At 64.0% G+C, this 23,835-nt stretch carries 24 protein-coding genes; 7 read left to right on the top strand and 17 right to left on the bottom strand.

All coding sequences use genetic code 11. From position 1 onward, the window contains the following. Positions 1-103 precede the first annotated feature (103 nt). The 7 genes from MJ643_RS07070 to MJ643_RS07040 all read right to left on the bottom strand — a co-directional run bounded on the left by MJ643_RS07070 (position 104) and on the right by MJ643_RS07040 (position 5,536). Positions 104-574, bottom strand: a complete 471-nt coding sequence (locus tag MJ643_RS07070; RefSeq protein ID WP_013970724.1) for an A24 family peptidase — start codon at positions 572-574, stop codon at positions 104-106. Positions 575-854: 280 nt separating this feature from the next. Then, complete coding sequence (locus MJ643_RS07065) at positions 855-1,424, bottom strand: DUF4136 domain-containing protein (RefSeq protein WP_023661913.1); 570 nt, start codon at positions 1,422-1,424, stop codon at positions 855-857. A 19-nt stretch (positions 1,425-1,443) separates the two neighbouring features. Further along, complete coding sequence (locus MJ643_RS07060; RefSeq protein WP_208209712.1) at positions 1,444-2,079, bottom strand: DUF4136 domain-containing protein; 636 nt, start codon at positions 2,077-2,079, stop codon at positions 1,444-1,446. A 21-nt stretch (positions 2,080-2,100) separates the two neighbouring features. Then, positions 2,101-2,850 carry a methyltransferase domain-containing protein gene (locus MJ643_RS07055; RefSeq protein ID WP_024086203.1) on the bottom strand — a complete coding sequence of 250 codons (750 nt, stop codon included), beginning with the start codon at positions 2,848-2,850 and terminating at the stop codon, positions 2,101-2,103. Beyond that, positions 2,847-3,152, bottom strand: a complete 306-nt coding sequence (locus tag MJ643_RS07050) for a MazG-like family protein (RefSeq protein ID WP_013970728.1) — start codon at positions 3,150-3,152, stop codon at positions 2,847-2,849. The genes MJ643_RS07055 and MJ643_RS07050 overlap by 4 nt, the downstream gene beginning before the upstream one ends. A gap of 177 nt (positions 3,153-3,329) precedes the next feature. Further along, on the bottom strand, positions 3,330-4,181 hold the full coding sequence (locus MJ643_RS07045) for a MaoC/PaaZ C-terminal domain-containing protein (RefSeq protein ID WP_024086204.1): 852 nt from the start codon (positions 4,179-4,181) through the stop codon (positions 3,330-3,332). Between the two features lie 2 nt (positions 4,182-4,183). Then, complete coding sequence (locus MJ643_RS07040; RefSeq protein ID WP_024086205.1) at positions 4,184-5,536, bottom strand: 3-oxoacyl-ACP reductase; 1,353 nt, start codon at positions 5,534-5,536, stop codon at positions 4,184-4,186. Between the two features lie 118 nt (positions 5,537-5,654). Here MJ643_RS07040 and MJ643_RS07035 point away from each other — a divergent pair, with 118 nt between their 5' ends. Next, positions 5,655-6,932 (top strand): acetyl-CoA C-acetyltransferase, encoded by a 1,278-nt coding sequence (locus tag MJ643_RS07035; RefSeq protein WP_047934131.1) that lies wholly within the window; start codon positions 5,655-5,657, stop codon positions 6,930-6,932. A gap of 39 nt (positions 6,933-6,971) precedes the next feature. Next, the gene (locus tag MJ643_RS07030; RefSeq protein ID WP_013970732.1) at positions 6,972-7,751 is read left to right on the top strand and encodes a helix-turn-helix transcriptional regulator; all 780 of its coding nucleotides are present in this window, start codon (positions 6,972-6,974) and stop codon (positions 7,749-7,751) included. Between the two features lie 127 nt (positions 7,752-7,878). Here the strand turns inward: MJ643_RS07030 and MJ643_RS07025 are convergent, their stop codons facing one another. The 4 genes from MJ643_RS07025 to MJ643_RS07010 form a co-directional block, all read right to left on the bottom strand. Continuing rightward, positions 7,879-9,822 carry a methyl-accepting chemotaxis protein gene (locus MJ643_RS07025; protein WP_208209722.1) on the bottom strand — a complete coding sequence of 648 codons (1,944 nt, stop codon included), beginning with the start codon at positions 9,820-9,822 and terminating at the stop codon, positions 7,879-7,881. Positions 9,823-9,990: 168 nt separating this feature from the next. Next, a complete protein-coding gene (cueR, locus tag MJ643_RS07020; RefSeq protein WP_023663456.1) occupies positions 9,991-10,401 on the bottom strand; it encodes a Cu(I)-responsive transcriptional regulator in 411 nt (136 codons plus the stop codon). Further along, complete coding sequence (locus MJ643_RS07015; RefSeq protein ID WP_024086207.1) at positions 10,398-12,797, bottom strand: heavy metal translocating P-type ATPase; 2,400 nt, start codon at positions 12,795-12,797, stop codon at positions 10,398-10,400. The genes cueR and MJ643_RS07015 overlap by 4 nt, the downstream gene beginning before the upstream one ends. A 52-nt stretch (positions 12,798-12,849) precedes the next feature. Then, entirely contained in the window at positions 12,850-13,236 is a 387-nt protein-coding gene (locus MJ643_RS07010) for a hypothetical protein (protein ID WP_047594473.1), read from the bottom strand. A 145-nt stretch (positions 13,237-13,381) separates the two neighbouring features. Between MJ643_RS07010 and MJ643_RS07005 the strand changes: the two genes are divergently transcribed. Both MJ643_RS07005 and MJ643_RS07000 read left to right on the top strand, forming a co-directional pair. Beyond that, positions 13,382-13,579: a cation transporter gene (locus MJ643_RS07005; protein WP_003257072.1), complete on the top strand. Its 198-nt coding sequence runs from the start codon at positions 13,382-13,384 to the stop codon at positions 13,577-13,579. 193 nt (positions 13,580-13,772) lie between these two features. Continuing rightward, positions 13,773-14,954: a multidrug effflux MFS transporter gene (locus MJ643_RS07000; RefSeq protein ID WP_024086208.1), complete on the top strand. Its 1,182-nt coding sequence runs from the start codon at positions 13,773-13,775 to the stop codon at positions 14,952-14,954. Here the strand turns inward: MJ643_RS07000 and MJ643_RS06995 are convergent. Beyond that, positions 14,905-15,102, bottom strand: a complete 198-nt coding sequence (locus MJ643_RS06995) for a hypothetical protein (RefSeq protein ID WP_075044510.1) — start codon at positions 15,100-15,102, stop codon at positions 14,905-14,907. The two genes, MJ643_RS07000 and MJ643_RS06995, sit on opposite strands and share 50 nt — an antisense overlap. A 487-nt stretch (positions 15,103-15,589) precedes the next feature. Here MJ643_RS06995 and MJ643_RS06990 point away from each other — a divergent pair, with 487 nt between their 5' ends. Then, a complete protein-coding gene (locus MJ643_RS06990; RefSeq protein ID WP_013970739.1) occupies positions 15,590-16,303 on the top strand; it encodes a helix-turn-helix transcriptional regulator in 714 nt (237 codons plus the stop codon). Positions 16,304-16,334: 31 nt separating this feature from the next. Here MJ643_RS06990 and MJ643_RS06985 read toward each other — a convergent pair whose 3' ends face one another. The 5 genes from MJ643_RS06985 to MJ643_RS06965 form a co-directional block, all read right to left on the bottom strand. Beyond that, entirely contained in the window at positions 16,335-17,282 is a 948-nt protein-coding gene (locus MJ643_RS06985) for an adenosine deaminase (RefSeq protein ID WP_013970740.1), read from the bottom strand. A gap of 86 nt (positions 17,283-17,368) precedes the next feature. Beyond that, the gene (locus MJ643_RS06980; RefSeq protein ID WP_013970741.1) at positions 17,369-18,055 is read right to left on the bottom strand and encodes an SDR family oxidoreductase; all 687 of its coding nucleotides are present in this window, start codon (positions 18,053-18,055) and stop codon (positions 17,369-17,371) included. A gap of 369 nt (positions 18,056-18,424) precedes the next feature. Further along, positions 18,425-19,009 (bottom strand): YigZ family protein, encoded by a 585-nt coding sequence (locus tag MJ643_RS06975; protein ID WP_013970742.1) that lies wholly within the window; start codon positions 19,007-19,009, stop codon positions 18,425-18,427. Between the two features lie 9 nt (positions 19,010-19,018). Further along, positions 19,019-19,681 (bottom strand): TetR/AcrR family transcriptional regulator, encoded by a 663-nt coding sequence (locus tag MJ643_RS06970; RefSeq protein ID WP_003257076.1) that lies wholly within the window; start codon positions 19,679-19,681, stop codon positions 19,019-19,021. A gap of 90 nt (positions 19,682-19,771) precedes the next feature. Beyond that, positions 19,772-20,689 (bottom strand): LysR family transcriptional regulator, encoded by a 918-nt coding sequence (locus tag MJ643_RS06965; protein ID WP_013970743.1) that lies wholly within the window; start codon positions 20,687-20,689, stop codon positions 19,772-19,774. Between the two features lie 118 nt (positions 20,690-20,807). Here MJ643_RS06965 and MJ643_RS06960 point away from each other — a divergent pair, with 118 nt between their 5' ends. Together MJ643_RS06960 and MJ643_RS06955 are read left to right on the top strand one after the other, a co-directional pair. After that, positions 20,808-22,154: an aspartate aminotransferase family protein gene (locus MJ643_RS06960; protein WP_013970744.1), complete on the top strand. Its 1,347-nt coding sequence runs from the start codon at positions 20,808-20,810 to the stop codon at positions 22,152-22,154. 73 nt (positions 22,155-22,227) lie between these two features. Continuing rightward, complete coding sequence (locus tag MJ643_RS06955; protein WP_023662877.1) at positions 22,228-23,721, top strand: CoA-acylating methylmalonate-semialdehyde dehydrogenase; 1,494 nt, start codon at positions 22,228-22,230, stop codon at positions 23,719-23,721. Positions 23,722-23,835: the final 114 nt, after the last annotated feature.

Below are 23,835 nucleotides of genomic sequence, written 5' to 3'. Positions count from 1 at the left end.
CGGTCCTGCTCCCGGGCCAAGCGCGTTGCAAACTAAAAATAGTCGGGGGTAGTGGATTTGTACAAGTTACAAATTCTGTACAGCCATCGGACCACGAGATTGCTCACTGGATCCATACAGCAGTCAAAAGAAAACCGGTGAGCACATAGGGGACGAACGCCTGCTTGTCACCCATTTCCTCGGTCAAGGCCTGCAAGCGCTTTTTTACCTTGGGGTTGAGCAACGTCCACAGGCGCCGGCGGGTAAGCAGCCACAGCAGCACGCTGACACCGGCGCCGATGAAGGTGCCAAGCACGTATTGCGGGCTGGTGGCCAGGGCCAGGGCGCCCATCAGCTTGACGTCATCGGCACCGAAACGGCCGAGCATGTAACCGGGCAGGGTCAGCAACATGACGATGGCCAGCGCCCATCCGGCATCGCTGGCATCGGCGCCGATCCAGCTGCGGCCAGTGGCGAAAAGCCAGGCCAGGGCGCAGGCAGCCACACCCAGGGTGAGCATGTTGGATATCTGGCGTTGACGCACGTCCTGTTCGGAGCACAAGGCAAGCCACAGCAGGAGAACAATGCTTTGCATTGGCAGGTAGCCCTTCCCAAATGTTGAACACATCTACCCGGTCAGTCAGGTTTCCTTAAGTGAAGATAGACGGGAACCTGCGGGCGAGTGGGGCGGGAAAGGCAAAAAGGCGTGGTCGGGATGGATTTTGTCGCTGTTGAAACAGGCCTCGCAGGCGACCCTTGTGGGAGCGGGTTCACCCGCGAATACCGGCAAAGCCGGTGCCATGCACCGCGTTGTTTTCTTCGCGGGTAAACCCGCTCCCACAGGGGCTGCGGCGCCTGCATAACCGCGTTCGGTGTTACTTCCTGCTCCCCGGCGGGTAGTTGGCCAACACCTTGGTCACGGTGTTCTGGATAGCGCTGTTACGTTCTTCAGGGCTTGGCGGGTAGTTGTTCATGATCTGCTCGGCACTGCCGCGCCACACCAGCTTGCCGTCACGCCCATCGAACAGGTCGATCTGGATGGTGGCGACCTTGTAGTCGACGCTGCGCGTTTCGTTGTACATCGGGCCACCCCAGTAGCCGCCCCAGTAGCCTCCCCAGCCACCGCCGTAGTTGGTGGTGATCTGTTGCTGGCGCTGCTCGACGATCAGGTACGCGCGCACTGTCACGTCCGGCCGGGCGCCGCCTTGTACCGGGCGCAGGCCACGCTGGTCGAGTTGGCTTGCAACTGCCTGGCGAATGCGTTGCTCGGTGAGGTCGCTCTTGATTCGTGGGTCATCCGGGCGGTACTGCAGGCCCGGTTCCTGCCATGCCCAGCTGCGGTAGGCGGCAAAGTCACGGCTGGCATCGAAATCCTGCTGGACGTTATTGCTGGAGCAGGCGGCGAGCAACAACGCGAATGACAGTAGAACGAGACGGCGCAACATGATGGTTCTCCGTTGGATATCAACTGGGAGGATAGCCGTTGAGCGCCTTGTGCACAGAATCGCGCAGGGCGCTTTCGCGTTCACGCGGCGAGTCCTTGTCGCTGCCGCTTTCGGCACTGGCACTCCATACCGGCTGGCCGCTGCGGGCGTCGTACAGGTCGATACGCACCACCATCACCTGCACTTCGTAGGTGCGCACGATGGGCACGCTGGCATAGCCCCCATAGCCATGGCGGTAGCCGCCATAGCCGACACCGCCATAGGGATACGGGCCGTAGTAAGGGTCGTAGGCATCGTAGTCACGTACCTGGCGCAAGCGCTTTTCCAGGCGTATGTCGGCGCTGACCAGCAAGTCGCCGGGGCCGCCCCGGGCGGGACGCAGGCCATGCTGGTCCAGTGCGCCGCTGACGGCATCGGCCAGTTGCGCCGGGTCGGTATCGACCGAGCCACTGGGCAACTGGCCGTTGAGCCAGCTCCAGCTACGGTAGTGCCCGTAATCACAGGCCGGTGTCGGGTAGGCACTGGCATCGAAGGTGCTGGCCGCCTGGGCCGGTGCCGGTGGTAACGGGCGGCTACTGGCCACGTAGGGGTTGCTGCCCTGGCAGCCAGCCAGGGCAAGCGGCAGCACGGCCAGGCACAACAGACGGTACGGCATGTATTCCTCCCGGCGGGCAGGTCAACGGGGGCGGCAGACCCAGTGCAGGTAGCGGCCGAGCCCGGCGAAGCTGGGGTGGCGACGGTAGGCCAGTTCCATTTCCAGCAGGTCGAGCAGCTCGGCCTTGCCTTGGAATTCCTTGGGCATGTAGTCGTGGAACACCCGCACGCCACTTTCGCTTTCAACCTGCCACATAGGATCAAGTTGCGCCCTGAGTTCCCGTGGATCAAGCGGTTTTTGCGGGGTCAGGCTCTGCTTTTCACCTTCCAGCCGGTTGCTGCGCAACTTGCGGAAATGGCCCTTGAGCAGGTTGCGATAGACCAGGGCGTCGCGGTTGTAGAAGGCCAGCGATAGCCACCCGGAAGGGGCCGTGAGCTGGTGCAGCACCGGCAGGATGCTTTCGGGCTCGGCCAGCCACTCGAGTACGGCGTGGCATAGCACCAGATCGTAGGGTTCGGTCAGCTGGCCAAGCAGGTCTTGCCAGGGGGCCTGGATGAAGGTGGCCGGTTGGCCGGCTTCGGCAAAGCGCGCCCGTGCGCCGTCGAGCATAGGCTCGGCGGGTTCGGCCAGGGTCAGCTGGTGGCCGCGCTGGGCCAGCCACAAAGCCATGTGACCCAACCCGGCACCGATGTCGAGGATGCGCAGCGGGCGGTCAGGCAGGGCTTCGGCCAGGTCGGCCTGCAGCACGGCCAGGCGGATCGCGCCCTTGGCGCCGCCGTAGATCTTTTCGGCAAAGCGGGTAGCCAGCTCATCGAAGTGACGGTCGTTCATCGGGCGAAGCGCCTCTCGCTGTCGGCCAGCTTGGCTCGCACCACCTGGTCCATGTCCAGGCCAAGTTCGCTGCACAGCAGCAACAGGTAGAGCACCACATCGCCGATTTCCTGGCCGGCATGGGCCAGCTTATCGGCTGGCAGCTGGCGCGATTGGTCTTCGCTCAGCCACTGGAAGATTTCCACCAGCTCGGCCATTTCGACACTGGCGGCCATGGCGAGGTTCTTCGGGCTGTGAAAGCCGCGCCAGTCGTTGTTGTCGCGGATCTGGTGCAGGCGTTGGGTGAGTTCTTGCAGGTTCATCGGGGGTCTCCTAATGCTGCATAGCTTCTGCGCAGGCCCGATGCAAAGCAAGGGGGCCGCTATGCGGCCCATCGCGACGCAAGGCCGCTCCCACAGGAGGTCACCGGCATCAAACCGAACGCGGTACCTGTGGGAGCGGCCTTGTGTCGCGAAAAGGCTGCGAAGCAGCCTCACGATTTAAAGCCGGTCCCAGCGCCCGACCATATGCAGTACCCCTCCATGGCCATCCAGCCGCAGCTCTCCCGTAGCCCCCGCCTCACTGGCACCGAGCACCACCTCCGATGGCAACCGCACCGGCTTGCGGAAATCCACCTCGAAGGCAAAGCCACTGTGCGGCAGGTGCCCGCGCAATGCCGCCAGGGCCATGGCCTTGCTCCACATGCCATGGGCAATGGCCGTGGGGAAGCCGAACAGCCGGGCACTGGCCGCGCTGAGGTGGATCGGGTTGTAGTCCCCGCAGACCTTGGCATAACGCCGGCCGATATCGCTGTCGGCGTACCAGCGGGTTGCCTCCGGCAACGCTTGCGGTTCGTCCTCGGCAGGCTCACCTGCCTGGCTTTCCAGCTTCAGCCCGCGCACCAGCATACGGCTGGTCTCGCGCCACAGCAGGCCGATGCCGTCTTCGGCTTCGGTGACCAGGTCGAAGGTGCCGCCCTTGGCATGCGCTTGCAGATTGCCTGCATGCACCGCAAAGCGCAGCCCTTCGATACCGCCCAGCGGGCGCAGCACCTCGATGCGGTTGTGCAGGTGCACCAGGCCGAGCAGCGGGAAGGGGAAGTTTGGCGCGGTCATCAACTGCAGCTGCAGCGTGAACGCCATGACATGTGGATAAGTCCCCGGCAGGCGGCCATCGTCGGTGAAGTGGCACAACCGTCGATAGGCGGCCAGGTTGCCCGGCTGGACGCGGATGAAGCAGCGCAGGCCGTCGTCCGGCAGCTGGTCGCCGCTGATGCTGCGCTTGCTGGCCGCGCGCAGGTACAGGCTGGTGCGCGAAGCCGGGCTGTGCAGGTCGTGCCAGTGTCGGCTCATGCTCAAGCCCCCATCAAGGCCTGGCCGCATACCCGCAGCACCTGGCCGTTGACTGCACCGGAGCCTGGCTGGCTGAGCCAGGCGATGGCTTCGGCGACATCCTGCGGGCGGCCGCCCTGGCCAAGCGAACTCAAGCGTCGCCCGGCCTCGCGCAGGCCCATGGGCATGGCGGCGGTCATGTGGGTTTCGATGAAACCGGGTGCCACGGCATTGATGCTGCCGCCGCGCTCGGCGAGCCGGGGCGCCCACGCCTGGGCCAAGCCGATCAGCCCGGCCTTGCTCGCGGCATAGTTGGCCTGCCCGCGGTTGCCGGCGATACCGCTGACCGAGGCCAGCAGGGTGATGCGCGCGTTTTCACCCAGGGCGCCGTTGTCGTACAGCGCCTGTGTCAGCACCTGCGGTGCCTTGAGGTTTACCGCCAGCACCGCGTCCCAGTATTCCGGGGTCATGTTGGCCAGGGTCTTGTCGCGTGTGATACCGGCATTGTGCACCACGATGTCGACGCCGTCGGGCAGGGCCGCAAGCAGTTGCGTTGCCGCGTCGCCGGCGCAGATGTCCAAGGGCAGCGCCTTGCCACCCAGGCGCGCGGCCAGGGCGTCTAGGTCCTGGCTGGCTTGGGGCACGTCCAGCAGCAGTACGTCGGCACCGTCCCGGGCCAGGGTTTCGGCAATGGCGGCACCGATGCCGCGCGCGGCACCGGTCACCAGGGCGCGGCGCCCAGCCAGCGGCCGTGTCCAGTCCTCGACCTGGCTGGCGCAGGCATGCAGGCGCAGCACCTGGCCGGAAATGAAGGCGCTCTTGGGCGAGAGGAAGAAGCGCAGGGCGCCTTCCAGCTGGTCCTCCGCGCTGGGGCTGACATACAGCAACTGCGCGGTCGCACCGTTGCGCAGTTCCTTCGCCAGCGAGCGGCTGAAGCCTTCCAGGGCTCGTTGGGCAATGCTGGCCAACGGGTCGTCGAGGCTTTCTGGCGTGCGGCCCAGCAGCACCACATGGGCGCACGATGCCAGGCTGCGCAGCAGTGGCTGGAAAAATTCGCGCAACTGCTTCAACGCGTCGCTGTCGGACAGGTGACTGGCATCGAATACCACGGCCTTGATCTTCGGCCCCAGACCAGCCACCCATGCTTCGGCCTGGAGGTTGTCGGTATTGAAGCTGTAAAGCGTGTCGGTCAGGCGCGGGGCAATGGCTTCGACCTGGCTCGCCAGTGGCCCGCCACCCAGTACCAGGGCACCTTCGACCGGGCGCAGGCGGCCTGCCTGCCAACGCTCCAGCGGCGCTGGACGTGGCAGGCCAAGGGCATCCACAAGGCGGCGGCCGAGGTTGGAGTTGGCAAAGCCGAGGTAGCGATCGCTCATGAGTGGGTCTCCCGGAAGGCAAGCTTGAAAGTGTGGACCAACTTTGTGGCAAGGTCGTTCGAATGCGGTAAAAACACCTAGGCTGTACGGATCAAATTGTTTCAGGAGGAACAAGCGCATGCGTTCACTTCGCCGGGTCGCGATCCTGGGCGGCAACCGAATTCCCTTCGCCCGTTCCAATGGCGCCTACGCCACGGCCAGCAACCAGGCGATGCTAACCGTCGCCCTCGAAGGGCTGATCGAACGCTACCGCCTGCATGGGTTGCGCATGGGGGAGGTGGTGGCTGGCGCTGTGCTCAAGCACTCGCGAGACATGAACCTGACACGTGAGTGCGTGCTGGGTTCGCGCCTGTCGCCGCTGACGCCAGCCTATGACATCCAGCAAGCCTGCGGGACGGGGCTAGAGGCGGCACTGCTGGTGGCCAACAAGATTGCCCTGGGGCAGATCGACTGCGGCATAGCCGGCGGTGTGGACACCACCTCCGATGCGCCGATTGCGGTCAACGAAGGCCTGCGCCACATCCTGTTGCAGGCCAACCGTGGCAAGAGCCTGGGCGAACGGCTCAAGCCATTTCTCAAGCTGCGTCCTCACCACCTGAAACCCGAATTACCGCGCAACGGTGAGCCGCGCACCGGTTTGTCTATGGGCGAGCATTGCGAACGCATGGCCCAGGCCTGGCGCATTGGCCGTGCCGAGCAGGACGAGCTGGCGCTGCTGAGCCACCAGGCGCTGGCTGCCGCGTACGCCGAAGGGTGGCAGGATGACCTGCTGACGCCGTTTCTGTCTTTGACCCGTGATAACAACCTGCGCCCCGACCTGACGCTGGAACAATTGGCCAAGCTCAAGCCAGCCTTCGACCGCAGCGGGCAGGGCACGCTGACGGCGGGCAACTCCACACCGCTGACCGATGGTGCTTCGCTGGTGTTGCTGGGCAGTGAGGAATGGGCCGAGCAGCAGGGGCTGTCGGTGCTGGCCTATCTGGTCGATGGTGAAACCGCTGCGGTGGATTTCGTTACCGGTCGCGAAGGGCTGTTGATGGCGCCGGTGTATGCGGTGCCGCGGCTGTTGGCGCGCAATGGCCTGACGCTGCAGGACTTTGACTATTACGAGATTCACGAAGCCTTTGCTGCCCAGGTGCTGTGCACGCTCAGGGCCTGGGAAGATGCCGATTATTGCCGCGAACGGCTGGGGCTGGATGCGCCGCTCGGGGCGATTGACCGCAGCAAGCTCAACGTCAAGGGCAGTTCGCTGGCGGCCGGGCACCCGTTTGCCGCGACCGGGGGGCGGATATTGGCCAACCTGGCCAAGCTGCTGGCGAGGTCGGGGAAGGGGCGGGGGTTGATATCGATCTGCGCTGCGGGTGGGCAGGGGGTGACCGTCATCGTCGAGCGCTGAGCTGTTAGGCTTGTCTGGTCAGAACTAAAAGAAACCACCATGCCCATCATCGGACACCCCCGCCCCATTCCGGCGCTGGACCACCTGCCCAGGCCGCTCTATGCACGAGCCGAAAGCCTTGGCGCCGGCTCCTGGACCACCCGCCACCAGCACGACTGGGTGCAGTTTTCCTATGCCATCAGCGGCGTCCTCGGGGTGTATACCCAGGAAGGCAGCTACTTCGCCCCGCCCCAGTGGGGCGTGTGGATACCAGCCGATGCCGAACACGAAGTGGTCACCTCGATGCAGGCCGAAATGCGCAGCCTTTACGTGCGCCGGGATGCCTGCCCGTGGGCCCCGGAGCAATGCCGGGTACTGGAAGTGACCCCGTTGGCGCGCGAACTGATCAAGCAGTTCTGCCTGTTCCCGGCAGAATACCCGGAGGTTGACAGCGCCGAGGCGCGGCTGGTGGCGGTGCTGCTCGACCAGTTGCGCATGCTGCCCGAAGTCGGCTTTTCGTTGCCACTGCCACGGCATCCGGGGTTGCTGGCGCTGTGCAATGGTCTGATCGCTGCACCGGACCAGTCGCAGACCTTGCAGCAGTGGGCGCGAGAGTTGGGTTGCTCGGAGAAGACGCTGATGCGGCTGTTCCAGCGGGAGACGGGCTTGAGTTTTCGCAACTGGCGGCAGCGTATGCGGCTGTTGTCGTCGCTGGCGCTGCTGGAGGCCGGGGAGAGTGTGACCGAGGCGGCGTTGGGGTGTGGGTATGACTCCACCTCGGCTTACATTGCGGCGTTCAAGCAATTGTTCGGCGCGACGCCGGGAGAATTGAGGCTTTAGTGATTGGTCGCTTGTGCCGGCCTCTTCGCGGGCACGTCCGCTCCCACAGGTACTGCACAGCTTGCAAAGCTGCGGTGATCCCTGTGGGAGCGGGTTCACCCGCGAAGAGGCCAGCGCAGGCAACACATCAGGTACGGAACCTGCGCACCAGTGCATCCAGCTCATTGGACAGCCCGGCCAGGCTCTCCGAATCCATCCGCGCCGCCTGGGCCAGTTCGGCCACCAGCTGCGCATCGCCGTGAATCTGGCTGATGTGCCGGTTGATGTCTTCGGCCACCTGGTGCTGCTCTTCGGCCGCCGTCGCAATCTGGGTGTTCATGTCGCGGATCACATCCACCGACTCGCGGATCTGCCCGAAGCTGTCACGGGCCAGGCCGATGCGGCTCACCGACTGCTGCGAAACCTCCAGGCTGGCGTGCATCTGTGCAGCCACTTCGGCAGTGCGGCTGGCCAGGTTGCCCAGCAGGCCGTCGATCTCGGCGGTGGAGTCGGCAGTGCGCTTGGCCAGCGCCCGCACCTCGTCGGCAACCACGGCAAAGCCACGGCCCTGCTCGCCGGCACGGGCCGCTTCGATGGCGGCGTTGAGCGCCAGCAGGTTGGTCTGCTCGGCAATCGAGCGGATGGTGCCGAGGATCGACTGGATGGCGTTGCTGTCACGCTCCAGTTGCTGGATCGACTGCGCCGACTGCTCGATCTCCTGGCTCAGGCGGTCAACGCTATGTACCGCGGCATCGATCTGCTGCTGGCCTTCGCGGGCCTGTTGCTGGCCGCTGTCGGCCGATTGCGCCGCCTGGCTGCAGGAACGTGCCACTTCGTTGGCGGTGGCGACCATTTCGTGGAAGGCGGTTGAGACCATGTCCACCGCTTCGCGCTGGCGGCCTGCGGCTTCGGCCATGTCGCTGGAAACGCGGGTCGAGCTGCTGGAGGTGCTGAGGATCTTGCTGGCGGCAGCACCGATGTGCTGGATCAGGCTGCGAATGGCACCGAGGAACTGGTTGAACCAGCTGGCCAGTTGTGCGGTTTCGTCGCGGCCACGGATCTCCAGATTGCGGGTCAGGTCGCCCTCGCCCTGGGCGATATCTTCCAGGCCGCTGGTGACGCTGTTGATCGGGCGTACGATCAGCTTGGCGAAGGTGGCACCGACCACGGCGAACAGCGCGGCCAGTACCAGGGCCACCACGCCGATCAGCCAGGTCAGCCGGGTGGTGGTCTGCATCACTTCGCTTTGTTCGATCAGGCCGATCAGGGTCCAGCCAAGCTGTTCGTCCGGGTAGATGTTGGCCATGTAGCGCACGCCATTCAGCTCCACTTCGGCCAGCCCCTTGCCGTGCTTGGCCAGCTCGGCGTACCCGTCGCCAAAGCTCGCCAGTTGCTTGAAGTTATGCTTGGCGTCACGAGGGTCGACCAATACGTTGCCGTTGTTTTCCACCAGTAGCACGTAGCCGCTTTCGCCCAGCTTGATCTGCTGGACGATCTCGGTAAGGCCTTTGAGCGAGACGTCGACGTTGACCACGCCACCAGGGTTGCCCAACTGGTTGGCGACGGTGCGCACGGTGCTGACCAGCACAGCGTCGTCGGCAGCCCAGTAGTAGGCGCCGGTACGCAAGGTCTTGCCAGGGTTGGCCATTGCCAATTGGTACCAGGGGCGGGTGCGCGGGTCGTAATTGACGAACTTCTGCCCGGCCGGCCAGCCGACATAGCCACCGTCATTCACCCCGTAGGACAGGTACGCATAGCTGGGATGCGTGGTGGCCAGGCGGGTCATGAACTCCAGCAGCTTGCTGGCCTGCTCGCTCAGTTCATAGGACGGGGTTGCGCTCATGTATTTGTTCAGTTCGCTACCCGTGGCAGCGACCATCGGCTGCGCAGCCAGGTACTCGACGTTCTGGTTGATGCCCTGGAAGAAGATGTTCATCGCGTTGCTGACCTGGCGGATTTCCCGGCTGCTGCCATCGAGGAATCCGTCGCGGGCTTCGCCACGCAGGTTGAGGACCACAAGGGTGGCCACTAGGACGATGGGCAAGCCGGCGATGACCGCGAATGCCCAGGTCAGTTTCTGTTTGATGCTCATCGACGCTCCCGGATTTGTTATTTTCGACATACGAGGCAGGTAACAATTGCATCGGCAGCATCCGGGTTTAATGTAGGGAAACGCCCGTATTTATTGGATAAAGTCGCAGTTGGTGACTATTCGGTCGTGTTTGGACGTATATGGCATACCAGAAGCGTTGCGGGTGGCTCAGTGACAGCAGCCACCAGCAGTGCCATTGGCCAGATCCTTGAGGATCGGGCAGTCCGGGCGCTCGTCTCCCTGGCAGTGCGATACCAGTTCGCCAAGGGTGTCGCGCAGGCTCACCAGCTCTTCGATGCGCCGGTTCAGCTCATCGATGTGCTGCATGGCCAGCGCTTTCACATCGGCGCTGGCACGCTGGCGGTCCTGCCACAAGGTCAACAGCTTGCCGACCTCCTCGAGGGAAAAGCCCAGGTCGCGGGAGCGCTTGATGAAGGCCAGGCTGTGCAAGTCTTCCGCCTGGTAAAGGCGGTAGCCGCTGTCACTGCGCGTGGCGGGTTTGAGCAGGCCGATGGACTCGTAGTAACGGATCATCTTGGTGCTGAGCCCGCTGCGGCGGGCGGCCTGGCCTATGTTCATGGGGCCTCCTGGGTGTTGCTGGTGGGTTTCCACGCCTTGAGCCACAGCGCGTTGCTCACCACGCTGACGCTGGACAGGGCCATGGCGGCGCCGGCCAGTACCGGGTTGAGGTAACCCAGCGCGGCCAGCGGGATGCCGATCAGGTTATAGATGAACGCCCAGAACAGGTTCTGGCGGATCTTCGCATAGGTCTTGCGGCTGATCTCCAGGGCGGCCGGTACCAGGCGTGGGTCGCCGCGCATCAGGGTGATGCCGGCGGCCTGCATGGCCACGTCGGTACCGCCCCCCATGGCAATGCCGATATCGGCGGCGGCCAGCGCCGGCGCATCATTGATGCCATCACCGACCATGGCGACCACGCCATCCTGCTTGAGCGCGGCCACGGTCGCGGCCTTGTCGGCCGGCAGCACTTCGGCATGCACGTCGTCGATGCCCAGGGCATCGGCCACCACTTTGGCGCTGCCGCGGTTGTCGCCGGTCAGCAGGTGGCTGCTGATGTGTTGCGCATGCAGGGTATCGATTGCCTGCGCGGCGCCGGGCTTGAGGCTGTCACCAAAGGCGAACAGGCCCAGCACACGCGGCTGCGCGCCGCGTTCGATAAGCCATGACAGGGTGCGCCCCTCGGCTTCCCAGGCCTGGGCCTTGGCGGCCAGGTCGCCGGGTGGCAGGGCGCTTTCATCGAGCAGGCGGCGGTTGCCCAGGGCCAGCTCGCGGCCTTCCACGCGCCCGGCAATACCACGCCCGGTCAGCGACTGGCTGTCGGTAACGCCAGGCACGTCCAGGCCTTGTTCGGCACAGGCATCCAGTACCGCCTTGGCCAGCGGGTGTTCGCTGCCGCGCTGCAGGGCACCGGCCAGGCGGTGCAGGTCGGCGCTGCTGCCCACCTGCGCCTGGCTGTGGACAACGCGCGGGCTGCCGGAGGTGAGGGTGCCGGTCTTGTCGAACACCACGCGGTTGACCGCATGGGCGCGCTCCAGCGCTTCGGCGTCCTTGATCAGGATGCCATGGCGGGCGGCAACCCCGGTGCCGGCCATGATCGCTGCGGGTGTGGCCAGGCCGAGGGCGCAGGGGCAGGCGATGACCAGTACCGCGACGGCATTGATCAGCGCGGTTTCCAGCGGCGCGCCGGCCAGCCACCAACCGGCCAGGGTGATCAGCGCCAGTACCAGCACGGCCGGGACGAATACCTGGCTGACCCGGTCGACCAGCTTTTGGATCGGTGCCTTGGCCGCCTGGGCGTCTTCCACCAGGCGGATGATGCGTGCCAGCACGGTTTCGGTACCCAGTGCCTTGGTGCGTACCAGCAGCCGGCCTTCGCCGTTGATGGCGCCACCGGTGACGCTGTCGCCGGGCTGCTTGGGCACCGGCAGGCTCTCGCCGCTGATCAGGGCTTCATCGGCATGGCTGCTGCCGTCTTCCACCACGCCATCGACCGGGAAGCGCTCGCCGGGTTTGACCAGTACCAGGTCGCCGAGGCGCAGTTGGGCAATGGCCACGTCTTCTTCCCGGCCATCGACCAGGCGCACGGCCCGTTCCGGGCGCAGGGCCTCGAGGGCACGGATGGCGCTGGCGGTCTGGCGCTTGGCACGGCTTTCCAGGTACTTGCCCAGCAGCACCAGGGCAATCACCACGGCCGAAGCTTCGAAGTACAGGTGAGGGGCCATGCCGCCGGGGGCTTGCGCCCACTGGTACAGGCTCAAGCCGTAGCCGGCGCTGGTACCCAGGGCCACCAGCAGGTCCATGTTGCCGGTACCTGCGCGCACGGCCTTCCAGGCGGCCACGTAGAACCGCGCGCCGAGAATGAACTGCACCGGTGTGGCCAGCAGGAACTGCACCCACGCTGGCAACATCCAGTGCACGCCAAACGGCTGCACCACCATTGGTACCACCAACGGCAGGGCGAGCAGCAACGCTGCGCCGACCGCCAGGCGTTCGTTACGCAGGCGGTGCTGGGCAGCGTGCTGGTCGTCCCTGGCTGTTTGCGGCAGGCTGGCGCTGTAGCCGGCCTTTTGCACGGCATCGATCAGCAGGTTGTCGTCGAGGGCCGCGAGCACTTCGAGGTGCGCACGTTCGCTGGCCAGGTTGACGCTGACCCGTTCAACACCCGGCAGCTTGCCGAGAGCGCGCTCTACGCGGCCGACGCAACTGGCGCAGGTCATGCCGCCAATCTGCAGTTCGACGGTGCGGGTGGGTACGCCATAGCCGGCTTCGCGTATGGCCTCGACCAGCGCGGGCAGACTGTTGACCGGGGCCTGGACCCGGGCCTGTTCGGTGGCGAGGTTGACGCTGACCTGTTCAGTGCCGGTGACCTTGCGCAGGGCGCGTTCGACCCGGCCGGCACAACTGGCGCAGGTCATGCCGGAGATCGGCAGGTCGTATGTGGTGGATGCGGGCATGGCTCTCCTCCTTGGACAGGCCTCCAGCATCAACCTTGCCACGCAGGTAAGGTCAATAGCCCAGGCCGGCTCGCTTCAACTCCAGCCCATATTGCCCCATGGCGATGCGGTATTTGTTGATCTGGCCCGCCTGCAGGTTCAGTCGCGTGCTGTGTTGGTCCTCGACACCCGGGGCGCAGCCGGGCATTTGCCCGGGCAGCAGGCGCAGGCGCACGTCCACCGGGCCGGGCGGCAGGTTGAACGAGGTGGACTGCTCCTGGAACACGCGCCCGGAGAGCTGGTCGTTGAGGTAGATGCCGATTTCGCAACTGGTGGCCACTTCCAGACGCTCCCGGGAAATGATCAGCACGCTGTAGTCCGAGTTGCCCTCGGCGCTGGCCGGTGGCACTGCAGCCAGCGTGCTCAATAGCCCGACGACGGCCAATGCTGCCCTGAACATGAAGAATCTCCTGCTTGCCTGATCATCAAAGGCGCAGCTTGGCCGACGCGCGCGCGGATTTCCACCCCGGCTGGTGTCGGCAAGTCTTGACCTTGCCCCGATGGCAAGCTTGAGACTTGTGGAAAACCTGAAGGAGGTAACCCCCATGCAAGTGTTCAATGTACAAGGCATGACCTGTGGCCATTGCGTGAAAGCCGTGACCCGGGCAGTGCAGGAGCAGGATGCCGCGGCCAAGGTGGAGGTCGATCTGGCGGCCAGGCAGGTACGGGTGCAGAGCGAGTTGGCTCAGGAGCGGATCCTCACGGCCATTCGCGATGAAGGTTATCAGGTCGAGGCGGCCTGAATACTGACCTGTGGGAGCGGGCGTGCCCGCGAACACCGGCGTAGCCGGTGCCATCCACCGCGCCGCCTGATTCGCGGGCACGCCCGCTCCCACAGGGGGCGCTCCAGGCTCGGTATTGTTGCAAATGTTTTCACATGGATAGGGGCCACAGCAGGTAGAATCGAGCACTTGCTTAGCCTGCTATGGATTCCTGATGAACCTGCGAATGGTGCTCATCCTGGGCGCACTCAGTGCGTTCGGGCCCTTGGCGATCGACTTCTACCTGCCCGCCTTCCCGGCCATGGCGCAGGCGTTCGCCACCGATGAAAAACACGTCCAGGCCACCTTGGCCGCCTACTTCCTTGGCCTGTCCATCGGGCAACTGGCCTACGGGCCGGTGGCTGACCGCTTTGGCCGACGCAAGCCGCTGATGTTCGGGGTGACCCTGTTCACCCTGGCGTCACTGGCATGTGCCTATGCCCCCGACCTCGATACCCTGGTGCTGGCGCGGTTTGTCCAGGCGTTGGGCGGTTGCGCCGGGATGGTGCTTTCGCGGGCCATCGTCAGTGACAAGTGCGACCCGGTGGCCTCGGCCAAGGTGTTCTCGCAGCTGATGCTGGTCATGGGGCTGGCGCCAATCCTGGCACCGATGCTGGGCGGGGTGCTGGTGAACGTGGCCGGCTGGCAATCGATCTTCCTCGCCCTGAGCCTGTTCAGTGCCGGCTGCCTGTTGGCGGTCAGCCTGGGCCTGCCGGAAAGCCTGCCCGAGCACATACCGCGGCAACCGCTGTCTGGCGCCATGCGCCAGTACTTGCGCCTGTTCGCTGACCGGGTGTTCGTCGGCCATGCCCTGACCGGTGGTATCGCCATCGCCGGCATGTTTGCCTACATCGCCGGTTCGCCTTTCGTGTTCATCAAGCTCTATGGCGTGCCGGCCGAGCATTACGGCTGGTTGTTCGGCACCAATGCCGCCGGCTTCATCCTGGTGGCGCAGGTGAATGCACGCTTGCTGGCCAAGCGCGGGCCGGCATTTCTGTTGGCGCGTGCGGTATGGCTGTACCTGGCTGCGGGCCTGGTGTTGCTGGCCGTGGCGGCAATGCGGCCAACACAGCTGTGGCCACTGCTGGTACCGCTGTTCGTCTGCATTTCCAGCCTCGGCTGCATCATCCCCAACGCCTCTGCCTGTGCCATGAGCGGGCAGGGGGCGCGGGCCGGCAGTGCCTCGGCGCTGATGGGCTGCCTGCAGTTCAGCGTCGCCGCCGGTGCAGCGGCGCTGGTGGGGCTGCTGCATGATGGCAGTGCGGTACCGATGGCGCTGGTGATCAGCCTGTGCGGGGCGCTGGTGGTCAGTGTCGCGCTGCTGACCCGACGCTTGCCGGCCAAGGCTCCCGCATAAGCGGGTGAGGTGCCTGCAGACGGGTTTCCAGCGTGGCGACGAAGGCACGCGCCTCGGCCTCGCTGCGGAAACTGACCACGTGTTGATCGAGCTGGACCTGCCAGGGGCAAGCGGGGTTTCGGCTCGACGCACTGACGACAATTTTCATCGCGGCATACCTCCAAAGGGGGAGAGCGGATGAAGTGTAGCGCTGCACTTTCTGCCCGCCATGACCTGCATCAGTGTCCTGACTGACGGTCGGCAAGAACGTTTTCTACATGTTTTTTCCAGCTTGGGGTGCAATGCCCGCAAGCACGTGGAACCTTCGCTTTGGCTTGCGCTACTTGTGGAAATTGCTTGTCGGCCGCGTCCGAAGTTGCATCCGGTGTTTTTTCCGCCTGTCGTTCCCGGGCTCCTGCCATGTGTGCCGGGCTGCTTGCCCACGCGGTCCGGGCAGCTTTCACGCACTGTTCCGCTGCCTGCCATGGGTAGGCATACCCAGTGGTATTTTGCCTGTGGCACCACTGCGCGGCGCTGCCTGAATGGCGTTTTTTGCGGCTTATACTGGCGAACCAGGCCAGTGCCAGCGAGAGGCGCTTCCCTGCCAGGGGTGGCCATCGCATCCACACAGTGAACTTGCAGGGAGTTACAGGGACATGAACGCAGCCAGCAGTATCAGCCAGATTGCCAGCCTGATGGCCGACCCCAAGCGCAGTGCCATGTTGTGGGCATTGATCGATGGCACGCCGCGGCTGGCCAACGAGCTCGCGGTAATGACAGGCCTGACCTCGTCATCGGCCTGCGCTCATCTTTCGTTGTTGTCGTCGGCCGGTTTGCTCCGACACGAAGCGCGGGGGCGCAAGCGCTACTTCCGGCTGGCCACCCCGCAAGTCGGGGCAGCGGTGGAGGCCCTGGCCAGTGTCCAGTTGGAGAGTGCCAGGGGGGAGCGGGCCAAGGCACCGGTATCACCGCTGCCCATGTCGATACGCAGGGCGCGTCGCTGTGGCGATCACTTGGGGGGGGAACTGGCCGGTGAGCTGTATCACCGTCTGGTGGTGGCCGGCTGGCTGGAGGGTAGTGGTCGGCAGTTGATGGTAAGCGAAGAGGGGCGGACGCAGTTGGCTTTGGTCGGGGTCTACATCGATGCCTTGGCGCCGCACCAGCAACGTGGCTGCGTGATCTGCCGCTGCACCGAGTGGAACGACCAGGGGCCGCACCTGGGCGGCGTGCTGGGGCAGGCCTTGTTCCGGCTGTTCCTGCAATCTGGCTGGATGCGCGAGGCCGAGGACTCGCGGGCATTGCATATTTCTGCGTTGGGTATCCAGCAGATCAATCGCATTGCCCGCGTGCCGACGTTGCAGGTAGGTTGACGGCGCCACAGATATGTCGCCGTCAGGTCATTCAGGCCAGCCGGGCATCCAGGCTGTTCTGGGCCAGTCGACGGGCCTGGTCTTCGGTCATGCCCAGATGGGTGTACAGGGCGTGGAAGTTTTCGGTGACATAGCCGCCGAAGTAGGCCGGGTCGTCAGAGTTGACCGTGACCTTCACGCCGCGCTCGAGCATCTCGAGGATGTTATGTTGGCTCATGTGGTCGAACACGCACAGCTTGGTGTTCGACAGCGGGCACACCGTGAGCGGGATCTGCTCGTCGATGATGCGCTGCATCAGGCGCTCGTCCTCGATGGCGCGCACACCGTGGTCGATACGCTTGACCTTCAGCAGGTCCAGGGCTTCCCAGATGTACTCGGGCGGGCCTTCCTCGCCGGCATGGGCAACGGCGACCAGGCCTTCGCTGCGGGCGCGGTCGAACACTCGCTGGAACTTGCTCGGTGGGTGCCCCATTTCCGAGCTGTCCAGGCCAACGGCGATGAACGCATCGCGGAATGGCAGGGCCTGGTCGAGGGTTTTCTGTGCTTCATCTTCGCTGAGGTGGCGCAGGAAGCTGAGGATCAGGCCACTGCTGATGCCCAGTTGTTCGCGACCGTCCTTCAACGCCTGGTTGATGCCGTTGAGCACCACCTCGAAGGGGATGCCGCGGTCGGTATGGGTCTGTGGGTCGAAGAACGGTTCGGTGTGGATCACGTTCTGCGCCTTGCAGCGTTGCAGGTAGGCCCAGGTCAGGTCGTAGAAGTCCTGCTCGGTGCGCAGCACGTCGGCGCCCTGGTAATACAGGTCCAGGAACTCCTGCAGGTTGTTGAAGGCATAGGCACCGCGCAAGGTCTCCACATCGGCCCAGGGCAGGGCGATCTTGTTGCGCTCGGCCAGGGCGAACAGCAGCTCGGGCTCCAGCGAGCCTTCCAGGTGCAGGTGCAGTTCGGCCTTGGGCAGGGCGTTCAACCAGTCATACATGGTGGGTCATCTCGATCAGGTACGGTTGCCGCCATTCTACAGAGCCTGGCCGGGCATTGCGCACGGCCAGGCTGCGACCTGGTGAATCACCAGACCAAGGGTTCGCCCTTGTAGTTGATGAAGCGCAGGCCGCCGTTGCCGCTTTGCGCCTTGATCTGTTCAAGCATGCCGCGGGTGCTGGTCAGCACGTCGATCTCGGCGTTTTCACCGCCCATGTCGGTTTTCACCCAGCCCGGGTGCATGGCCAGTACGCAAAGGTCGGGGCGTTGTTGCTCGACGACGAAGCTGTTGATCATCGAGTTCAGGGCCGCCTTGCTGGCCTTGTACAGGCAGATTTCGCCGCCGTCGGGGATGGTCACGCTGCCCAGGATCGAGCTCATGAAGGCGAGTACGCCGCTGCCTTCGCGTACCTGGCCGACCAGGCGGCGGGCCACGCGGATTGGCGCCACGGCGTTGGTCATGAACAGGTCGCCGATGTCCTTGTTCTGCACCGTCTCAAGGTCTTGCGGCAGAGGCCCCATGACCCCGGCGTTGATGAACACCAGGTCGAAGACTTGGTCTTGCAGGCGTTGCTTGAGGCCATCGAGCTGGGCCGTGTCGTTCATTTCCAGCTGTTCGATGCGCACGCCGGGCACGTCCGCCAGGGCGCCGGGCTGCTGCGGGTTGCGCACGGTGGCGGTGATGGTCCAGCCGTCTTCCTGCAGGCGTTGCACCAGGCCCAGTCCCAGCCCGCGCGAGGCGCCGATGATGAGTGCGGTTTTTGCGTTAGCCATTTGGATGCGCTCCGTGATCGGTTCGAAGAAGGATATTGAGGATAATGCACTGTGGTGCCGAGCGCCTCGTGGTGGGCTGTACGAAAAATCACCAGTTGCGTCAGGCCCTTGTACGGCGTGGCCTTCGGCTTGTTGGCGCACGGGTTATCCACAAGCTGGTCCACAGTTATTGTGTGCAAGCGCAGATGGCTGTGCGGGGGTACGCAGGCTGGGGACCTGGGGATAACGTCAGGAGCATCAACGGTTTGCGGCTGTCATCAAATGGTGATCAAAATATGATCAAGCCTCTGTAGCCCTTGATTAATGCTGCCTGCAAGCGAATGCCCCAAGCTTATCCACAGGCCGGCCCACAGTTGTTGTGGGCAATGTTCAACGTGCTTCGAGCAGAATGCGCCCGCGGCTCAAGTCGGCCAACTGCTGCTGCAGTGGCGCCAGGTGGGCGTCACCGAGTGCAATCAACAGGTCCACGCCATTGGCGGTGAACTGCTCATCCAGGACCAGGCCGTCAACCTCCGCCAGGCGCAGCTTCACCAGTGCCAGTTCGCTGAAACTGCAACTGCAGGTGAATTCGCTGCGCTGCACCAGCAGCCGCTTGGGTGCCTGTTGCAGGCATTTGTTGGCGCCGCCGCCGTAGGCCCTGGCCAAGCCGCCAGTTCCCAGCTGAATGCCGCCGTACCAGCGGATTACCAGCACTACCACCTGGTCGCAGTCCTGCGCTTCGATGGCCGCGAGGATTGGCCGTCCCGCGGTACCGCCAGGTTCGCCGTCATCGCTGCTGCGGTACTGGGCGCCAAGCTTCCAGGCCCAGCAGTTGTGGGTGGCGGCCAGGTCGCTGTGGCGTTCGATGAAACTCATCGCGTCGGCGGCACTGCTGATCGGCCCGGCCATGGTGATGAAGCGGCTTTTGCGGATTTCCTCGCGATACTCGCAGAGGTCGAGCAAGGTAGAAGGCATAAATGACGATCAGGCAGCCGGCTTTATGCCGCAGCCCTTCAAAATGATGTGGATAAGATTGTTGCTCGCGTCTTCCATGTCCTGCTTGGTCAGGCGGCTGCGGCCGGTCACTTGGCAGATCTGGGTGGCGAAGTCGGCGTAGTGCTGGGTGCTGCCCCACAGCAAGAAGATCAGGTGCACCGGGTCGACCGGGTCCATCTTTCCGGCTTCGATCCAGGCCTGGAACACCGCGGCCCGGCCGCGGAACCATTCGCGGTAGTCGGCACTGAAGTATTCGCTCAGGCAGGTGCCGCCGCTGATCACTTCCATGGCGAAAATCCGCGAGGCTTGCGGGTTGCGCCGGGAGAACTCCATCTTGGTGCGGATGTACTGGCTCAGGGCTTCGCCCGGATCGTCGTCGACGCTCAAGGCGTTGAAGGTGCTGTCCCACAACTCGATGATGTTGCTGAGTACTGCAATGTACAGGCCCAGCTTGTTGGTGAAGTAGTAATGCAGATTGGCCTTGGGCAACCCCGCCTTGAGGGCGATGGTGTTCATGCTGGTGCCCTTGAAACCATGGCGGGCAAACTCGTCTTCGGCGGCCTGGATAATGGCCTGTTCGTTCTTCTGGCGGATGCGGCCCGCGGGCTTGCCCGAGGCGGAGAGGCGATGCGCAGGGACTTCTAGGGTCATGGACGATTCCGTACGGGTCAGTGGCTGCGGCTGTCGGACAAGATTACCTGCCTGTGCCGAAGTGACAAGCGTTTGCGGCACAGACTGGCATCAGCGTGTCGCAGCCAGGCTTTCGAGGAAGCTTTCCAGTACCAGGTTCGGCCGCCGGCCCTTGCGCGTTACCCAGCTGAGACTCAGATCATAGAAGCGTTCCCGGGGCTTGAGGGCACGCAAGCGGCCTTGCTGCACCCAGAACGTGGCGTAGTGGTCTGGTAGGTAGCCGATGTAGCGCCCGGTAAGGATGAGAAACGCCATGCCTTCGCGGTCCGAAGCACTGGCCGTGCAATTCAGTGCCTGGTAATGCGCCTGGATTTCGGCCGGCAGGCGGAAGGTGGGGGTGATGGCTTCCTGGCTGTTGAGGCGGTCGTCGTCGATCTGCTGGTCATCTGCATAGAACAGCGGGTGGCCGACTGCGCAGTACAGCAGCGAGCGCTCACTGTACAGCGGCTGGTACTCGAGGCCCGACAGCGGGCTGGTCTGCGGCACCACGCCGACATGCAGGCTGCCATCAAGCACGCCGTGCTCGACCTGGCTGGGTGCGATCATGCGGATCTGGATGCGCACATCGGGGCCGCGGTCCTTGAGCTCGGCCAGGGCATGGGTAATGCGCATGTGCGGCAGCGTCACAAGGTTATCGGTCAGGCCAATGTTCAGCTCGCCACGCAAATGCTGGTGCAGGCCGTTGACCTCGGTGCGAAAGCTTTCCAGAGCGCTGAGCAGTTGCAGCGCCGAGTGGTAGACCTCGCGGCCTTCCTCGGTCAGCGAGAACCCGGCGCGTCCGCGCTGGCACAGGCGCAGGCCAAGGCGTTGCTCAAGGTCGTTCATTTGCTGGCTGATGGCCGAACGGCCAATGCCCAGCACGTTTTCGGCGGCCGAGAAACCGCCACACTCTACGACACTGCGATAGATCTTCAGCAGACGGATGTCAAAATCGCTGACTTGGGCGAGTGGATCGGGGCGTCGGCTCATTAGTTTAGTCAAGGCCTGTCTGAAGATTAGAAATGTTGGCTTTTCCAGACTTTATCGCCGTGCCAATTTAGCTGCAACAACATCCATCGTTGCCTAATCGTCTTCCGAGGAACCGCCGATGAACATGCCCGAAACCGCCCCCGCCGGTATCGCCAGCCAGCTCAAGCTGGATGCGCACTGGATGCCCTACACCGCCAACCGCAACTTCCAGCGCGACCCACGCCTGATCGTGGCGGCCGAAGGCAGCTACCTGTTCGACGACCAGGGGCGCAAGATCTTCGATGCCCTGTCCGGTTTGTGGACCTGCGGCGCCGGGCACACCCGCAAGGAAATCACCGAAGCGGTGGCTCGTCAGATCGGCACACTGGACTACTCCCCGGCCTTCCAGTTCGGCCACCCGCTGTCGTTCCAGCTGGCCGAGAAGATCACCGAACTTACCCCGGGCGACCTGAACCATGTGTTCTATACCAACTCCGGTTCCGAGTGTGCCGACACCGCGCTGAAGATGGTGCGTGCCTACTGGCGTCTGAAAGGCCAGGCGACCAAGACCAAGATCATCGGCCGTGCTCGCGGCTACCACGGCGTGAACATCGCCGGCACCAGCCTCGGTGGCGTCAACGGTAACCGCAAGCTGTTCGGTCAGCTGCTGGATGTCGACCACCTGCCTCACACCGTGCTGCCGGTCAACGCCTTCTCCAAAGGCATGCCGGAAGAGGGTGGTATCGCCCTCGCTGACGAGATGCTCAAGCTGATCGAGCTGCACGACGCCTCCAACATCGCTGCCGTGATCGTCGAGCCGCTGGCAGGTTCGGCTGGTGTTCTGCCGCCGCCGAAGGGTTACCTGAAGCGCCTGCGTGAAATCTGCACCCAGCACAACATCCTGCTGATCTTCGACGAAGTGATTACCGGCTTCGGCCGCATGGGCGCGATGACTGGCTCCGAAGCCTTCGGCGTGACCCCGGACCTTATGTGCATCGCCAAGCAGGTGACCAACGGCGCCATCCCGATGGGCGCGGTCATCGCCAGCAGCGAGATCTACCAGACCTTCATGAACCAGCCGACCCCGGAGTACGCCGTGGAATTCCCGCACGGCTACACCTACTCGGCCCACCCGGTAGCCTGCGCCGCCGGTATCGCCGCGCTGGACCTGCTGCAGAAGGAAAACCTGGTGCAGGCCGCCGCCGAGCTGGCGCCGCACTTCGAGAAGCTGCTGCATGGCGTGAAGGGCACCAAGAACATCGTCGATATCCGCAACTACGGCCTGGCCGGCGCGATCCAGATCGCTGCCCGCGACGGTGATGCCATCGTGCGTCCGTACGAGGCGGCGATGAAACTGTGGAAGAAAGGCTTCTATGTACGCTTCGGTGGCGACACCCTGCAGTTCGGCCCAACCTTCAACACCACGCCGCAGGAACTGGATCGCCTGTTCGACGCAGTAGGCGAAACCCTGAACCTGATCGACTGATCTTTCCGATTCTGATGCCTGGCGCGTGAACGCATCGCGCGCCTGCCTCAACCTTCTTTATCTGGAGTTTTGCATGAGCATTGTTCAGCACCTGATCCACGGCGAACTGGTTACCAAGGGTGAGCGCACCGCCGATGTCTTCAACCCGTCCACCGGCCAGGCCGTGCGCAAAGTCGAGTTGGCCAGCCGCGCGACCGTGCAGGAAGCGATCGACTCGGCCAAGGCTGCCTTCCCGGCCTGGCGTAACACCCCACCGGCCAAGCGCGCCCAGGTGATGTTCCGCTTCAAGCAACTGTTGGAGCAGAACGAAGCGCGTATCTCGCAGATGATTAGCGAAGAGCACGGCAAGACCCTGGAAGATGCTGCCGGCGAACTGAAGCGTGGCATCGAGAACGTCGAGTTCGCCTGCGCCGCGCCGGAAGTGCTCAAAGGCGAGTACAGCCGCAACGTTGGCCCGAACATCGATGCCTGGTCCGACTTCCAGCCACTGGGCGTGGTTGCCGGTATCACCCCGTTCAACTTCCCGGCCATGGTGCCGCTGTGGATGTACCCACTGGCCATCGCCTGCGGTAACGCCTTCATCCTCAAGCCTTCCGAGCGCGACCCGAGCTCGACTCTGTTCATCGCCCAGCTGCTGCTGGAAGCCGGCCTGCCGAAGGGCATCCTCAACGTGGTGCACGGCGACAAGGAAGCGGTGGATGCGCTGATCGAAGCGCCGGAAGTGAAGGCCCTGAGCTTCGTCGGTTCGACTCCGATCGCTGAGTACATCTACGCTGAAGGCACCAAGCGCGGCAAGCGTGTGCAGGCCCTGGGTGGTGCGAAGAACCATGCGGTGCTGATGCCGGATGCCGACCTGGACAATGCCGTGAGCGCACTGATGGGGGCGGCCTACGGTTCGTGCGGCGAGCGTTGCATGGCCATTTCGGTGGCGGTATGCGTGGGTGACCAGGTGGCTGACGCCCTGATTGCCAAGCTGGAACCGCAGATCAAGGCCCTGAAGATTGGTGCCGGCACCTCGTGCGGCCTGGACATGGGCCCGCTGGTGACGGCTGCTGCCCGTGACAAGGTGGTGGGCTACATTGATGACGGTGTTGCTGCTGGCGCCAAGCTGGTGGTGGATGGCCGTGGCTTCCGTGTGGCTGGTAATGAGGATGGCTACTTCGTCGGCGGCACCCTGTTCGACAAGGTGACCCCGGAGATGCGTATCTATAAGGAAGAGATCTTCGGCCCGGTGCTTTGCGTAGTGCGTGTGAACAGCCTGGAGCAGGCCATGCAACTGATCAACGATCATGAGTATGGCAACGGCACCTGCATCTTCACCCGTGACGGTGAAGCGGCGCGCCTGTTCTGCGACGAGATCGAAGTGGGCATGGTCGGTGTGAACGTACCGCTGCCGGTGCCGGTGGCCTACCACAGCTTTGGTGGCTGGAAGCGCTCGCTGTTCGGTGACCTGCATGCCTATGGTCCGGACGGTGTGCGCTTCTATACCCGTCGCAAGGCGATTACCCAGCGCTGGCCGCAGCGGGCCAGCCATGAGGCTTCGCAGTTTGCGTTCCCTAGTTTGTAAGGGATGACGCAGAAGCGGGGAGGCCGACAGGCCTCCCCGCTTTGTTTTTCAGCGATATTAAAGTTTCTTGAAATTAAAGGTTGACGCCCTCTCGAATCCCCTTATAATGCGCCC

Origin of the sequence: Pseudomonas sp. PNPG3 (genome assembly GCF_023093815.1) — a bacterium.
Classification (GTDB): domain Bacteria; phylum Pseudomonadota; class Gammaproteobacteria; order Pseudomonadales; family Pseudomonadaceae; genus Aquipseudomonas; species Aquipseudomonas asiatica.
This window is presented reverse-complemented; position numbering and strand designations above follow the sequence as displayed.

Excerpts from the sequence above, each read along its gene's own strand:
- MJ643_RS07070 (WP_013970724.1), bottom strand. The coding sequence starts at position 574 with ATGCAAAGCATTGTTCTCCTGCTGTGGCTTGCCTTGTGCTCCGAACAG.
- MJ643_RS07065 (WP_023661913.1), bottom strand. The coding sequence starts at position 1,424 with ATGTTGCGCCGTCTCGTTCTACTGTCATTCGCGTTGTTGCTCGCCGCC.
- MJ643_RS07060 (WP_208209712.1), bottom strand. The coding sequence starts at position 2,079 with ATGCCGTACCGTCTGTTGTGCCTGGCCGTGCTGCCGCTTGCCCTGGCT.
- MJ643_RS07055 (WP_024086203.1), bottom strand. The coding sequence starts at position 2,850 with ATGAACGACCGTCACTTCGATGAGCTGGCTACCCGCTTTGCCGAAAAG.
- MJ643_RS07050 (WP_013970728.1), bottom strand. The coding sequence starts at position 3,152 with ATGAACCTGCAAGAACTCACCCAACGCCTGCACCAGATCCGCGACAAC.
- MJ643_RS07045 (WP_024086204.1), bottom strand. The coding sequence starts at position 4,181 with ATGAGCCGACACTGGCACGACCTGCACAGCCCGGCTTCGCGCACCAGC.
- MJ643_RS07040 (WP_024086205.1), bottom strand. The coding sequence starts at position 5,536 with ATGAGCGATCGCTACCTCGGCTTTGCCAACTCCAACCTCGGCCGCCGC.
- MJ643_RS07035 (WP_047934131.1), top strand. The coding sequence starts at position 5,655 with ATGCGTTCACTTCGCCGGGTCGCGATCCTGGGCGGCAACCGAATTCCC.
- MJ643_RS07030 (WP_013970732.1), top strand. The coding sequence starts at position 6,972 with ATGCCCATCATCGGACACCCCCGCCCCATTCCGGCGCTGGACCACCTG.
- MJ643_RS07025 (WP_208209722.1), bottom strand. The coding sequence starts at position 9,822 with ATGAGCATCAAACAGAAACTGACCTGGGCATTCGCGGTCATCGCCGGC.
- cueR (WP_023663456.1), bottom strand. The coding sequence starts at position 10,401 with ATGAACATAGGCCAGGCCGCCCGCCGCAGCGGGCTCAGCACCAAGATG.
- MJ643_RS07015 (WP_024086207.1), bottom strand. The coding sequence starts at position 12,797 with ATGCCCGCATCCACCACATACGACCTGCCGATCTCCGGCATGACCTGC.
- MJ643_RS07010 (WP_047594473.1), bottom strand. The coding sequence starts at position 13,236 with ATGTTCAGGGCAGCATTGGCCGTCGTCGGGCTATTGAGCACGCTGGCT.
- MJ643_RS07005 (WP_003257072.1), top strand. The coding sequence starts at position 13,382 with ATGCAAGTGTTCAATGTACAAGGCATGACCTGTGGCCATTGCGTGAAA.
- MJ643_RS07000 (WP_024086208.1), top strand. The coding sequence starts at position 13,773 with ATGAACCTGCGAATGGTGCTCATCCTGGGCGCACTCAGTGCGTTCGGG.
- MJ643_RS06995 (WP_075044510.1), bottom strand. The coding sequence starts at position 15,102 with ATGAAAATTGTCGTCAGTGCGTCGAGCCGAAACCCCGCTTGCCCCTGG.
- MJ643_RS06990 (WP_013970739.1), top strand. The coding sequence starts at position 15,590 with ATGAACGCAGCCAGCAGTATCAGCCAGATTGCCAGCCTGATGGCCGAC.
- MJ643_RS06985 (WP_013970740.1), bottom strand. The coding sequence starts at position 17,282 with ATGTATGACTGGTTGAACGCCCTGCCCAAGGCCGAACTGCACCTGCAC.
- MJ643_RS06980 (WP_013970741.1), bottom strand. The coding sequence starts at position 18,055 with ATGGCTAACGCAAAAACCGCACTCATCATCGGCGCCTCGCGCGGGCTG.
- MJ643_RS06975 (WP_013970742.1), bottom strand. The coding sequence starts at position 19,009 with ATGCCTTCTACCTTGCTCGACCTCTGCGAGTATCGCGAGGAAATCCGC.
- MJ643_RS06970 (WP_003257076.1), bottom strand. The coding sequence starts at position 19,681 with ATGACCCTAGAAGTCCCTGCGCATCGCCTCTCCGCCTCGGGCAAGCCC.
- MJ643_RS06965 (WP_013970743.1), bottom strand. The coding sequence starts at position 20,689 with ATGAGCCGACGCCCCGATCCACTCGCCCAAGTCAGCGATTTTGACATC.
- MJ643_RS06960 (WP_013970744.1), top strand. The coding sequence starts at position 20,808 with ATGAACATGCCCGAAACCGCCCCCGCCGGTATCGCCAGCCAGCTCAAG.
- MJ643_RS06955 (WP_023662877.1), top strand. The coding sequence starts at position 22,228 with ATGAGCATTGTTCAGCACCTGATCCACGGCGAACTGGTTACCAAGGGT.